We start from the raw sequence: 14260 nt of genomic DNA, 5'->3' as shown, positions 1-14260 counted from the left end.
TACAATATCAAAAATTGTCTAATTTTAAATCGTACTAAAAAAGGGAAGCCTACACAATTACACTTTACTGTTTATACCGAATCCAAGGCACGGAAAACAGAACACGGAGAATTATCCTAAGCCACGATTATGTATATAACCTATCAAAAATATATTTTCGTATTTTCGATAGGTTATACGTGCTTTTAGTTTACGTTTCGTGAGCTTAAATAGGTGTACATCCTCATTGGCTAGTTCATTTTAAATAGTTTCTTTAATCCATACATTCAATTTTTATATTAGTGCACTAAGTCAATGGTAGTTCATCATGAGTATACCTAAAAAGGCCGTAGAATTATACAAGCGAACTTAGTCAACTTTTTCGACTGTTCATCACCTTTATTCTGTTAATAATAATAGTACCACCTATCTTAGTATAAGTTTCATATATTCACGATTCAATTATTGAAATTGATTAGTTTTTAGCCTCCTGAAGGAGGCCTTTTGATGGACTCAACTATTCGTTATATTTTTTATATTTTCATCATTTACCCTTTTTAACCTCCTGTAAAGTGCAGGAGGTTTTTTTGTAGGAAATTAACAACGTAAACTTTAAAAATAAAAACGGATCAATCTTAAAAGTTGTGGATTAGGTAGTAATATTTTAACTTTATTGCTTCCAGACTTTTTAGTTGACCACTTTGATATTAAATCTGTTTAAATTTTTTTGATAAAAAGAGTTTTTAGAAGTTAGCAATCTTAGTGTACAATTTAAAAGAACTAAAACTCATAAGCAAAGATAAACTGGAAAAATGGATTTTAACTTATTTAGGTAAAGGTAGAAGGGGATTTTCTACAAGATTTGATTTAGGAAGAGTCCTCAGGCTCATTATAAAACGTTTGAAAACAGGTTGCAATGGCGAAATTAAGCCTTAGGCATATAAACCATAAGCTGGCAGCTTGTTTATTGCTATTTCAATAAATAGAGTGAAGTCAGGAAAATAAAAGTTTAAACAGATTCATTATAAAAGTAGAAGATATAGAAGGTGTACTTCATCTCTATTTTGAAGAGAAGAATATCTTCCGCGGGGATTTTTCACCTCTATTGGTCCACTAGTTTTCTCTCTTCGAGCAGGCTGAAGACTTTCCCTTAGAGGGAGAGAGGTTTTACTCCATATTAAAAGGAGAAGATGTATTGATAAATAAATCTACGGGTGAAATACTTCAACGAAACTGGAGCCTAATAGAAAAAGGAACTTGCATGACTCAGGATTTTGCGGCGTTCTTAAAAAAATTAGCAGATACTAAAGCATTCTCTTGTAAAGCTATCGCAGGGTTTATGGGCTTAATGGGAAAAGTTGAGACAATACAAGAAAAGTTTTAGCCAGTTTGGTTCTTGGCAGCAGAAACAACAAAAAATAAAAGGCAGTATTGTTGTTATTATAAAAGGAACTCAAAGCGATTTTGTAACAGAACCTCTTTTGAAGATAGATAGAAAACACCGGCTGAAGGTAAAAGAAATTAGTCTTGATATGGCAGGATCTATGAAACGTATTGCAAAACGGTGTTTTCTTCATGCTTCTCAGGTTATAGATTGTTTTCATGTTCAAAAGCTAGCTGTAGAGACATTTCTGTAAATGAGGATCAAACCTCGTTAGGAGGCTATTGAAATGGAAAATAATGCTATTGAAGATCCACGAGAAGAAAAATCCAAAAGCATACAGGATTTTGAAAATGGAGATAACCGAAACAACTTTTAGTCCGAAGTATATATTACTTTACAAAAGCCTAGAGAAATGGACTGAGTTTCAAAAAACGCAGAGCTCGAATCCTTTTTATAGAATATCCCGATTTGGAAAACGCCTATCAGTTAACTGGCGGTCTTAGAAAGATCTGTAATCAAACCTGATAAAATCTGTAGCTATGACTAAGCTGGCACATTGGTTTAAAAATGTTGAAAAAGAAGGCTTTAAATCATTTTCTACCTTAAGAAAGACCATTATGAATCACTATAGGAAGATATTAAATTTTTTTGATAAAAGAAGTACGAATGCTTCCTCTGAATCTTTCAATGCTAAAACAAGAATTTTAGAATGTAGCTCAGAGGTGTGAAAGACAAACATTTTTTCTCTTCAGGTAACTAAACTTTTTGCTTAGTCCACAACTTTTGTTTCTGATCCACAAAAACCTCCCGAAGGAGGTTGATAACTAATTAAGTACCATGAATGCTCATGTTGAGCTTGAAATTATTCTTTAGCAAAGAAATGATAATTTGTGATTATTTAATGATTAAAAATGATAAACGATATAATAATGATGACGAAGTGAATTAGGTGGAAGGTGAGGCTATTGTGTTTTTAAATCTCCATAGCTCCTGGTTTGTCCTTCACAAGTATAAAAATTGCTTGTTATTTTTGATTTAAGATTATTTTTTAGATAAGATTGAATACTTAATGCATTAAATCTAAAATCTCTTATTATTATGGAAAACAAGAAAATGTATTTAGATTTTTAGTGATTATCTTTTAATGATTACGTAATCCCTAATGAAGAATTGAATAGTGGTGATATTGACGCAAATGCTTTCCTATGTCCCTTATTTATAATGAGCAATCTAAAGAGGTGATAAATTTGTTGTGTAGATATATGTTTTTTATATCCTATTTTAGAATACTCAAAATAGATTAAGAATATCAGTCAACTTCAAAACGGAAGTACAGTTGCTATTGATCCTACCAACGGTGGACTTTCTTTACTTTTATTGCAAGAAAGGCTTATTGAAGTTAAAAGGAGGTCGTTGGTTTGCCACCTAAAGTAATTGACGTGGTTTATGGTCTTAAGTGATTGATAATCTTGTAAATATACGTGTTGTGGTTACCAAAGCTTTAGAAGATAAAAAAGTTTGTTATTGCTATAATTAACAGTAACTTTGCTGCTCAGGCCGAGTTGAATGAAGATGAATTTGGGATTTTTAAAGAAGACAAAGAATCTCTTTACGTAAACGTATTGTTTCAAGAGAAAGTAATAAATATGATAGAAAAGTAAAAAAAATTGTTAAGACTTATTAAACTGATGAAGCTGAAATGAAAGCTAAATAAATCTTTAATAATGGAGCAATAAAAGGATGGTAGGGTCCGAACCAAGCTTTACGGTAATTTAATTAACATTTTAGCCTCCTGCTTTTCAGGAAATTTTTTATAAAAAATTAACGCAATCAGTGTGAAGCTTCGTTTTTAAAAATAAAAACCCCCCGAAGGAGGTTATATTGATGATGAAAAATTAATAAATATCATCATTTAAAAACTTAGTGTTGCTAAAATAAAACAACCTAAGCTTTCTCGTTGAATAAAAATGACAAACGCTTTAATTTGTCTGATTAAATGATTTTGTTTCAGGATTGTTAAATATAAATGTCAATGTTTTTATTCTTTTCAACTTAATGTTCTTGGCCTGCCGCATAAATTAGTTGTTTTTTCATTTGTATGCCCCGCCGGTTATTAGCTGTAGTTATTCCATAAACGTTTGCAACAAGATTCAAATAGGAATATCTTAAAGTATAGCCTGCTTTTCTTAAGTATTTTGCAGAGATCATATAGTCTATTTGCTTTTACAGGTGAAGGTAGAAGGGGGATTTTCTACAAGATTTGAAAATCTTCAGGTTCATTTATAAAACGTTTGAAGACAGGCTGTTACTATCCTTTTGGTTAAGATCATTCTATATTCTTTTTTCGTTACTACGAAAAGTAGTGATTTTATATCATTCGTGTTGCTCAATTTTACATCACCAGCAATCATAAAAATTACCATTATGAATATTGAAAGAACAGAATTTATAGCCTGGATGGAGAGAATCATGGAAAGATTTGATCTACTGAAAGAGCAAATGCTTAAGAATCAATCCAGATTTATAAAAATAGACGGGGAACAGCTTCTGGATAACCAGGATGTTTTACAGCTTTTAAAAATAAGTTCCAGATCATTGCAGCGGTACCGGACTGATAAAAAGCTTCCTTACTATACCATTAGCGGAAAGCTGTATTATAAGCTTTCGGATGTCCATCAATTAATCCGGGAGTGTTTAAACTCCTGATGGTAATAAGACATCCACGGCCAAATCATTCATTATCATTCCAATCTTTAGGATTCTCTTAATTGAGCCTATACCTTGGTTCCATTAAATGAAATATAATGGAAAATGAATTGATAAACTCTCAGGAATCCAATGAACTCAAACCAGCAACAGACACATTACTTGTCCTAATATTCATACCAATCAGGTTGAAATGGTCAAAGGAATTGATCAAGAAGGGAATCTGCAAAAGGTTCCTCCACAAAAAAAAGGATAATGAACAGCTGATCAGGATTGATAAGCATGGCGATATATTCTCCAACTTCTTTTCCAATTTTTACCGACAGCTTAAAAATCCCACGCATTTCAACTTTTTCAAAGTTTCAGAATACGATGCTGTTAATACCGCTAAGGATCTTCAGAAATATATCGATCAGGCATCACCTGAAGAAAAAGAAAAGCTGAAAGACTATGAAGTTTTACCTCAATACAACAACAATCCAAAAAATCAAAATACAATGGACAACAGCACAGACAATCAGGAATATCGTTTTCAGCCTGAACAGATCGATTGGAAAACGATGGAGAAGTTCGGACTTACTCAGGAGAAGCTTGAAAAAATGAATGCGATGGATGCATTACTCCGAGGTTTTAAAACCAATACATTAATTCCGATTACTATTAATCTGGGAACGGCAGTGAGCAAAATGGATGTTCGATTATCTCTTCAAACAGAAACAGGACAGGTCGCCGTTCATCTGCATGGAATCCGAAAAGAGCCCAACCTTAATAATAAATTCTTAGGTCATCAGTTCAGTGATGAAGACAAAAAGAATCTTAGAGAAACCGGGAATATGGGAAGGGTAGTAGATCTGGTCAATCCTAAAACAGATGAAATCATTCCATCAGTGATCAGCCGTGACCGTTTAACCAATGAACTCGTGGCCTATAGAGCGGAGTACATGAAAATCCCTGATGAAATTAAAGGAATAAACTCGATGAACATCAGAAACAAACCCTACTGGAAGGAGGTCCATTGTATCTTGAAGGCATGACCTCTAAAAAAGGAGAACTTTTCGATGCCACCGTACAGTTCAATGCAGATAAGCGGTATGTGGAATTTCTGTTCAACAATAACCAGGCACCGCAACAAAGTCAACAACATCATCATAACCAACAACAAACTCAACCTACGGATCAAGAAGCACCCAAAGTATTCAGAGGAAAAGAACTAGACGATTCACAGAATGAAAAATTCAAAGCCGGACAAGCCATTTACATTGACGGTCTTACCGATGCTAAAGGTAAAGCCTATCAAGGATATATTACCTTCAATAAGGAAACTTCTAAGACCGATTTCTCCTTTACCTATCCTGATACACTTAAAGAGCAAGCAAAACCTACAGAAGATCATAAAACCCAAACTGAGGTTAACCCCCAAGGTAAAACGAATGAAGTATATTCCTGAAGACTTATGGACAGAGATTACTGAACTGGTCAGAATCCTCAACAGCATTGATCAATTTAAGTCAGCTGTATCAACTTTAAAATTCGGAAATTTCAACAAGCGGATTGTGAATGCCCTGAAAGTAACAGATCATCACGGATTAGTCATTACTACGAAGGTTCCATCCGCACTTACTGCTACAGAAAAAGCCATTTATGATACGATTGCTTATCGTTTATTGGAACCCTTATCCCATGCCTGTATAAAACAAGTCAGCCACATCATGATAAAAGTACATCATTATGAATTCCAGACCAAAGGATCAAAAATACTGAAGAAAGGCTGGCGAGCTATAAAAGGTATTCTTTCAGATCATGAAATTCAAATACTGTTGATGAAACCCTTACTGAACTTCCGGAACTCAAAATAGGAGATGAACTGAAGATCTCAAAAACCGGCTTATTGGAAAAAGTAACGTAACCTCCCAAACTTTTTACTGAAGCCGATCTCTTATCAGCGATGAAAAATGCAGGCCGATCTGTTGAAAATAAAGAAGAACAAAAAGCACTCTCCAATATCGGCATCGGAACCCCAGCCACCAGAGCTCCATTATTGAAACGCTACTCAGCAGAAACTATATCATTAGGAAAAGCAAAATCAGAAAAGGGCTTGCAAGTTTATGGCCTTGTTAAAGACAAAAAAATAGCCAATGTCCAAATGACCGCAGAATGGGAAATGGTTCTGGATAGAATTGAAAAAGGGGAACTCAACGCTAATCAATTCATCAATGATATCCAACACTACACAGCAGAAATCACCAGCGAACTTTTATCACTTTCTATTCCCCAAGAAAATATACCACATTAAAATGCCCCAAATGCCAGCAACATAATGTTATTATCAAGGATAAAATTATCAAATGCCCAGATGAACTATGCGGTTGGATTCTCTTCAGAACTATATGCGGGATACAACTCAGTATTAAAGATCTTACTTTATTATTAACTCAAAACAAAACATCATTAATCAAGAACATGAAAAGTAAAAACGGTAAACAGTTTGATGCTTTTATAGTTTTGAAAGCGAATTTCAGTACATCATTCTTATAGAACTTTTTTACCTAAAGAAATTGCTGAAAAAGTAAGGAAAGAACAGACCGATACTTGGGATGAACAAATTTAAACTACCCGCTATATAGCTTGAGTTACTGTCTTTGAGAGGACACAATTATGGTTATATGCTAAAGAATATTTGAGCAAATAGAAGTATTTTATATTTATCAACTGTCTGAAAAAGGTAAGTCTTCAAAAACTGGGAAGTTTACCAGAGGATTTCAGGATTAGAAAATATACGTGTATCTTAATCTTCAATCTAACATTGAATTCATTGTATCTCTCAATAAAACTCCAGAATATCTTTAGGTGCAGCCATATTTTTAATATGACCCTAGGTGAACACATAGCTGCTAAAATGGACACTTTTTTGAATTTCTTATCCTAAATTAGGAAAGAAAATAATGAAGCAAATTTGAGATGAAGAAGAATTAGTGAAGTATTGGTCAATTACTATTAAGGGCTTAAACTTCTTAAAACGAAGCCGTAAAAAAACATTTGATTACATATAAAAATGAACGGAATATCTTCCGACTATTCTAACAGCTAAGATTTCAGCAATACCAAGGATATTTAAGGGTAATTATCTTATACGAACCTTTTCTACCTTATACTTTTGTTGAGAGTTTAAATTAAAGGAAAAGGATTGTGCTCCGAATTAGTAATCTCTTTCAGATCTTCCAAAAATCTACTCGACAACCATATTAAGATTAATTATGGTTCATATACTAATAGCATTTCAGGTTTTCTAAACAATGTACGTGCCAGATCAAAATACGTTTTATATCCTTTTTCGGTCTCATCAAATATCATTCTTTCCTCTCTCTCAAACTAATATCCTAGTAAACAGCCATATTATGGATATCCCAGAATCACTAAATATATCCAGTTGTAAGAATTCTTAAATTGATGCTATAAAGCTCAGAGAAAATTTTCGAGATTGAATAACATAATGCTACGTCTCATTTTAATTCAAAATTCAGAAGAAATCAACCTAAAATCAATGTATTAAAAAAACTATACATTTTAGCAGTTATGTGATAAAAGGGTAATAGAAAAATAAGACAGATTTAACGATCTTATTTTTTTACTTAATCAAAATTTTTATGTATTCAATTTTCAAAAATTTATAAAACAAATAGAACCTATCAAATGACAGCTCTATTTGTTATATTCCTATTCTTTTGAAGCAAAAAAAGTATCGTATCCTAAGCTATTATTGATGTAAATTATATGGTAAGGAGTATTGATTGTTGGCTCTACAATAGTAATAGTAAAGTCTGCTGTATCAGTTTTTACAATAATATCTCCATCATTTTCTCCGCGTTCAAAATTATTTGAAGTAAAATTATATTTGTCAGTCTTCAAATATAAAGTATTTCCAATAATGTTTAAAAAGAAATCTCCCTCAACGGGTTCCCCCATAGACGTAAATTGTATTTTCCACTTGCCTTGAATCTGAGATTGTTTTGATAAAACATTTTTACGACTTAGGGTAGGATCAGATGTTGAAGTACTAAACATTTCATCTTCTCTTGAACATGAAGATAAAGCAATAAGTGCAAATACGCATAACAAGTGTAGTTTGATATATGAATTTTTATGCAAAAAAAAGAATATTTGATGTTGATAAAAATTAAAAATGACAAACTTAATAAAAAAGGTGTCAAGTTAAATTTGTGGGTTAATAGAACTGTAGTGATGTAGTTTAGTTACTTAAAAAAGTCTTATCTATCCAGTTAAACCAGTACAATATTTTCTTTTCTAATGTATTCAATAGCTTCATATATGCCAGTTAGCTCAAGAGGTAATTTCTGTATAAATAGTTTCACTGCCCTCTTTTAACATTTTTCTTTTTCAAATTGACTTAACCGCTTTATTGAAAATAGAAAAAAAAGTAATCATATGTCTTATTCTCCGAAACAGGAATTCTCTAACCCCTGTAGAAAATCATTTTTCTGCAAAAATTATCAGTCAGCTAAGTCCAAATAAATATAAATTTACCGAATATTTTGAAGAAAGAGGGATTTCAAAAATCTTATTCATCAGAATACTTCTCAGGTTTATTATCAGTATGGAGGGAAAAAACATCTAGGTGTAACAATGCCAACTCATTCCGGTGAATTTGAAATTCTATATCTGGAAAACCATAGCTTAATTGGCAAATCTGGAATATCTGAGATCAAAGATATTAAAAATGAGATGGTAATTTTTGAAAACGCTTTGGGTACCCTATCATTTCTTCGTATTGGAAATGGATAACCGTAAGAACACCACAACATTAATTACATTGAATTCTACGGAAAATACAGATTTATTGTTTGAACGGTACAAACATTTTGACGGAAAATTTATGTTGTGTATGAGTGGTGATTCAACTGGAATGATACAACCCAAAAGATTTGTGATTTTTCGAAGGCGGGAATGTCCGGGATGTTCGTCTATATGGTATTTCAGAATCCGGAACAGTGGACTGAATCATTATTTGAGAAGTAAACCTAACAATGAACAGCAAATCACTAATTTTAAAAGATTAATTATTTCAAGAAATGAAAATACTGCCATTTTCATTTTCTCAAAGCACATTAAACATCTATATTCAAGTATTTATCATTTTTTTTTATAAATTAATGATTTATTCTCATTCTTGTATAGTGTTTAGATGCTAACCCAAACGCATTTGGCTTTAAATCTCCAAAAGTTTTTTTAATTTAAGGGTTAGTATTTATTGTTTGTGTTTTTTTAACCTTCTGTCTATCAGGAGGTTTTTAATTTGATTATACTCAAAAGTGCACAAGCCAAGAGTGACAAACGAATTTTAAACAACGAATTCCACTTGTTCATCCTTTACAGATTTTGGCCTCTTTTAAATAGGCCTTTTATTGAACTTAGAATAATGTAAGTATTTTTTCATGGCTTTTGATTGTCCTCCTGCATCGCAGAAGGTTTTTATTTAAGATTTTCATAAAAAAAGAGAATGGAAGCTATTATAAGCTAACTTAGTCACTCCTTTCATTTGTTCATCCTTTTTATTCTGCAAGTTAAAACTTATGGACTATTTTTGACAGTACATTCATCGTTTTCATAAGCGAGTTTACAGATTTTAGCCTCTCGTAAAGAAGTTAAAGTATTTTTTCATATCATTTTGGTTGTTCTCCTGCATCGCAGGAGATTTTTATTTAAGGTTTTCACAAAAAAAGAGAATGGAGCTATTATATGCGAAGTTACTCCTTTCGCTTGTTAGTTTTATTTTACAGACAGATTGTTTTTATGTATTTAATTCTTCGGGAGGCTTTTATTGAAGTCAACTGAGTTAATATATATTTACATGAATTTCTGCGTTGAGCAGATTGAAGATAGAGAGACTAGGAAGCATGGATGCGTTAAAAGACCGATGATAATGGGCTGTGCGAATGCCATTCTAAATGGGGATTTTTGATAATATGGTTTTATTCTTTCCGACGTATAATTTAAATCCGTTTAAATGGTATTTCTTTTATGGTTTGTCACTTTATTTCAAAATTATTATTTGCTTGAAAGTAGGTATCATTGATATTTTCATAGACAATCTCTTTATTATTCACAATCAAGAATATAAAAACTCAAAAAATATTCATGACAATTTCTTCAATTAACTTGTATTGTTCTTGGGTAATAATCTCGGCTTTATATTGAAGATTAGGATTGGTAGTAAAAAAACGAATTCATGGCAACAGTAAGCATCTCAATGTTTGTTCAATTCATTCTAAACACACTTAAACATCTATATTTGATTATTCAGCCTTTTTTATTTCATAAATAATAGATTATTACCATTTTTGTTCAATTAAGATTAAATGTAGAAGTGCATTTTATTATTTAACTAAATGAATTGTTTTGAACCTCCCCTTAAGGAGGTTTTTTATTTTACACTTAACAGGACAAATTTAAATAAGCAAATGAAAAATATTAAGTTTTTGATTTAATCTGATAGTGCTCTATGCGTTTCATTAAAGTAATAGTAACTATATTAAAGTAAAAGTTACTTAATCCCTAATAGCTAATTGCCGAAATAGCAAAAAGGAGCGAAAGGAAAGCAAAACTTGGAAGTCAAATTAGCATACTTTAATGATTATGTAATTCCTAATGAAGTATTAAGTAATAGTGAATATTGAAGCAAATGTTTTTAGCGCATCTGACTTCTATTTACATGAGTAATCTCAACAGAGAGGTTATAAATTTGCCGTAGAGGATATACATTTTTCTATCCTATTTCCGCATACTCACAAAGATTAAATATTAATCAACTGGAGAAAAGGAAAATAAGGTAGTGTTTCACTAACTGTGTAAGTTAAAAAGTTATTCTGGAATTTTAAGCCCTTAGAGTTCAAAGAATTTTACGGAAACTTGACGAAATGGTTCGGCGTAGTCAATAACTTTTTACTAACTTTAAACCTACATAATGAGAAACATCAGAAGTCTACCACAAGAAATTACCGAAACGGTCACAGTAGTAAGAAGATAAAACCTCATTTGGCGAAACTGAAATTAAAGTTTCCCGAGATAAAGAAGGCCGTTTTGAACCTGCATAAGTGGTAAGTTGGCAGAACTGCCCGTTTAAAGATTTGTATCACATTGTTTGGATGGATGAGATTGTTTTCAAGGTAAGGGAAAACTTCAAAGTTATTAATAAACAGTTTATCTGGTTGTTGGATTAAACTGTGACGGGAGAAAAGAAGTATTGGGAAATCGAAGATTCGATGGTGCCAAAGTGGTTTTGGAAAAATAAAAGCTTAACATTAACATTCTGGAAGTGTTCTTACAGATTTAAAAGCTTGTGGTGTGGAGGATTCTGATCACTGCCACTGATCACTTAAAAGGTTTACCGAGACTATACGTTATGTTTTTCCTGAATCTCAAACCCAAATTTGTGTGGTCCATCAAATCAGAAATGTCTGCAAATGTGATGTTTGGAAGGATAGATAGAAAGAATTCTCCGCCGATATGAAGCATATCTATACTACTCCAACAAAACAGACGGCTTAAGCTGCACTAAGTGATTTTGCAGGAGAATGGGAAAGCAAGTATTCTTATGCTATTCAATCCTGGCGAAAACAATTGGGATGAACTTACTGTATTTTTTGATTTTCCTCTCGAAATCCGTAAGATCATTTATACCACTAACTGTCAGATAAAGTCGTGGCTATTATACTTAAAGAACCAACTAAAAAATGGACAGTGCCAATCCAAAACTGGGGGATTGTTTTAAACCAATTTATGCTTATTTTTGAAGAAAGGCTCAGATTATAAAATCAATGCCCTAACTTTTTAACTTACGCACTTCGTGGACAGTGTTAAAAATAAATAATTTTTTAAATCATTGGGTTCTATATACTTATGAGGAGGATCTCATTCCAAACATTATAATTATTACGTATAATTTTCATATTTTCATTGACTGTTCGTGTTTCTTTCTGCTGTGCTTTGGGGGCTGTAGTATCGCTTTTTACATTCTTATTAAGAATATTTTATGGCTCAGTAAACATTACTAATCTGGATTCCTTAGTATTTATTACAGATTTTCTAACTTCACTATTACTATCATCCCTTAATATAGAGTCAAAAGGTAGTTTTTGGTTGACCTCCCTCCCCAATATATGGATCAGTCTAAAGTAGAGACTTTACTTTTCTTGACCTCACCCCGTCAATAGTACCAATCTAAAATAGAGAAATTTACTTTTTTGATTGCATTTCGATGAACTCATTCGGGGTTAGATTTCCTAATGAGCTATGCGGTCTGTAATCATTAACTTCCATGCATTTAATTTTTCCTGTGCATCCTGAAGCGACAAAAACCAATTGATACGCTCGGGAAAAACCTCACCAAATCACAGCTTCTTCTTAATGATACCTTATAATTATCATGTATTACCGTAGCAACCCACGTTTTTGGGCTGGCTTTAGAACTTTTTTTCAAAACATCCTGTAGAATTTGCTTATCCAAACTCAAATCTGCTACCAGTTTTTTGAGCTGGCTGTTTTCTTCTTCCAACTGTCCTAACCTCCGAAGCTCAGAAATACCCAATCCCCATATTTCTTCTTCCAATTGTAATAGGTTGCCTCACTGATCCCCATTTTACGACAGATCTCCTTAAACTTTATCCCTGTCTCAGATTGGCGAAGACAATCTGGCTCTCCGTGAATTTGCTCTTTTTCATAAGATTTTCTTTTTTAAAGTTATAATTTTATTGAAAATCTGCTTTTAAATGGTAAGCTTTTTCGGGAGAAGGTCATTTTGACTATTGTTAATAATTTATTAGGTGTTAAATTTCCGAGCGAGCTATGAGGTCTGTAACTGTTATAGTCATGTTTCCAAACAATAAGCTTTTGCTGCGCATCTTCTAAAGACAAAAATCAATTTACGTTCAGGCATGCATCCACAATGATCCATTAAAACTCTCAATAAATGCATTGTCTGTAAGTTTCCTGGTCTGGAAAACCCTAGTTCTATTTTCTTTTCGTAAGCCCACTTGTCTTGTCTAACGCTTTCCTGATAAACTCCCGGAGCATTATCGATCTTAATTCGCTGAGGATAGGCTTGTTTTCAAAGGTAACATTTTTTTAATATTTTCGTCACATTTTCACCTTTGATCGAAATTCCACAATGCACTGCCAAGAATGTGACGACTGTAATTATCCACTAAAGTTGAGATCTAAATTTCTTGTTATCAAACAGTGTATCACTCATAAAATCCATACCCCAACATTTATGTAAAGTAGGGACAATACCACTAGTTGGTACTCTAGATCTCGATGATTTTATTCTTTTGTTTCATTTTTTCTCAGGTTTAATCCTTCTTCACAATAGATTTTGTAAACTCGCTTACGATTATCCTTCCAGCCTTGACGCTTAAGCAGAATATATAAACGTTCAATACTGTAACGCATACGAATGTTGGAAAGCTCTAAGAGTCGCGAGGCAAGCTCTCTGTCATCTCTTCTGTAAACACTAGGGTGTAAGAATATCAGGCGACAGCTTTTTCTATGAGAGACTCTGTAATCACGCTGTATTGCTCTAGCCAGTTCACGAGCGGATTTTCTCGCATTCCAACAAAATTTTTACAACATAAATAACGGATTAACAAAAACTTTGCTGTGTCTAAACTGGAGGAGATTACATCGCAAACAATAGATTAGAAAATCAGGAACTTTTGGTTCTATCCTTACACCTTGTTGCAAATTGTATCTGCAGAAGAGTAGAGACATGTATTAACACAAGAGGAGTGCCGGGCACTTTCTCCTTTAGTATATGCTCACGTAAATCCATATGGAGTTTTTGAATTCAATATGAATGAGCGGTTAAGCATTACAGGCAGTTAGTTTATTTTAAGTGTACTCTTAATGACTATCATTGCACTGGGCCTATTTGTAATTATTGAACGTTTTTCATATTCTTAAGAAATGGCATAATTGTTTTGTCCTATTTTTCTACAGTTCGTCATTTTACTGGTTTATAGTCTTCCACTATGACTATCTTAGCAAAAAATAGTTAAGTAAATAGTAATAAAATAACTAAGCAATGAACAAAAACACTTTAAATTTTGCTATATTTTTTGGGCTTATGGCTACTGTAACTACTTTAGTATCTTGTCATGATGATAGGTCTAGTATAGA

Annotated in this window: 9 protein-coding genes and 3 pseudogenes; 9 read left to right on the top strand and 3 right to left on the bottom strand. The window is 32.7% G+C overall.

The window, feature by feature from the left end; translation table 11 throughout:
• The first annotated feature begins 1337 nt into the window (after positions 1–1337).
• The 8 genes and pseudogenes from ACE3RB_RS18615 (at position 1338) to ACE3RB_RS18580 (ending at position 6604) form a co-directional block, all read left to right on the top strand.
• Positions 1338–1616: a transposase gene (locus tag ACE3RB_RS18615; protein ID WP_374465581.1), complete on the top strand. Its 279-nt coding sequence runs from the start codon at positions 1338–1340 to the stop codon at positions 1614–1616.
• 286 nt (positions 1617–1902) lie between these two features.
• Positions 1903–2091: a transposase gene (locus ACE3RB_RS18610; RefSeq protein ID WP_374465580.1), complete on the top strand. Its 189-nt coding sequence runs from the start codon at positions 1903–1905 to the stop codon at positions 2089–2091.
• Between the two features lie 1696 nt (positions 2092–3787).
• Entirely contained in the window at positions 3788–4069 is a 282-nt protein-coding gene (locus ACE3RB_RS18605; protein ID WP_374465579.1) for a helix-turn-helix domain-containing protein, read from the top strand.
• 98 nt (positions 4070–4167) lie between these two features.
• Positions 4168–5057: pseudogene (locus ACE3RB_RS18600) on the top strand (DUF4099 domain-containing protein); the annotation flags it as partial.
• Between the two features lie 42 nt (positions 5058–5099).
• A complete protein-coding gene (locus ACE3RB_RS18595; RefSeq protein ID WP_374465583.1) occupies positions 5100–5516 on the top strand; it encodes a hypothetical protein in 417 nt (138 codons plus the stop codon).
• The gene (locus ACE3RB_RS18590; protein ID WP_374465578.1) at positions 5500–5925 is read left to right on the top strand and encodes a DNA topoisomerase; all 426 of its coding nucleotides are present in this window, start codon (positions 5500–5502) and stop codon (positions 5923–5925) included. Before ACE3RB_RS18595 ends, ACE3RB_RS18590 begins: the two co-directional genes overlap by 17 nt.
• Positions 5926–6014: 89 nt before the next feature.
• A complete protein-coding gene (locus ACE3RB_RS18585; protein ID WP_374465577.1) occupies positions 6015–6362 on the top strand; it encodes a DNA topoisomerase in 348 nt (115 codons plus the stop codon).
• Positions 6326–6604, top strand: a complete 279-nt coding sequence (locus ACE3RB_RS18580; protein WP_374465582.1) for a topoisomerase C-terminal repeat-containing protein — start codon at positions 6326–6328, stop codon at positions 6602–6604. Before ACE3RB_RS18585 ends, ACE3RB_RS18580 begins: the two co-directional genes overlap by 37 nt.
• Before the next feature lie 1179 nt (positions 6605–7783).
• Here the strand turns inward: ACE3RB_RS18580 and ACE3RB_RS18575 are convergent.
• A complete protein-coding gene (locus tag ACE3RB_RS18575) occupies positions 7784–8215 on the bottom strand; it encodes a hypothetical protein (RefSeq protein ID WP_374465576.1) in 432 nt (143 codons plus the stop codon).
• 2814 nt (positions 8216–11029) lie between these two features.
• Between ACE3RB_RS18575 and ACE3RB_RS18570 the strand changes: the two are divergent.
• A pseudogene (locus ACE3RB_RS18570) lies at positions 11030–11896 on the top strand (transposase); the annotation flags it as partial.
• 657 nt (positions 11897–12553) lie between these two features.
• Here ACE3RB_RS18570 and ACE3RB_RS18565 read toward each other — a convergent pair.
• Both ACE3RB_RS18565 and ACE3RB_RS18560 read right to left on the bottom strand, forming a co-directional pair.
• Positions 12554–12804, bottom strand: a pseudogene (locus ACE3RB_RS18565) (transposase); the annotation flags it as partial.
• A gap of 19 nt (positions 12805–12823) precedes the next feature.
• Entirely contained in the window at positions 12824–12997 is a 174-nt protein-coding gene (locus ACE3RB_RS18560; protein ID WP_374465575.1) for an integrase core domain-containing protein, read from the bottom strand.
• Between the last annotated feature and the right edge of the window lie 1263 nt (positions 12998–14260).

Source organism: Chryseobacterium sp. (assembly GCF_041914225.1).
Lineage (GTDB): Bacteria > Bacteroidota > Bacteroidia > Flavobacteriales > Weeksellaceae > Chryseobacterium.
This window is presented reverse-complemented; position numbering and strand designations above follow the sequence as displayed.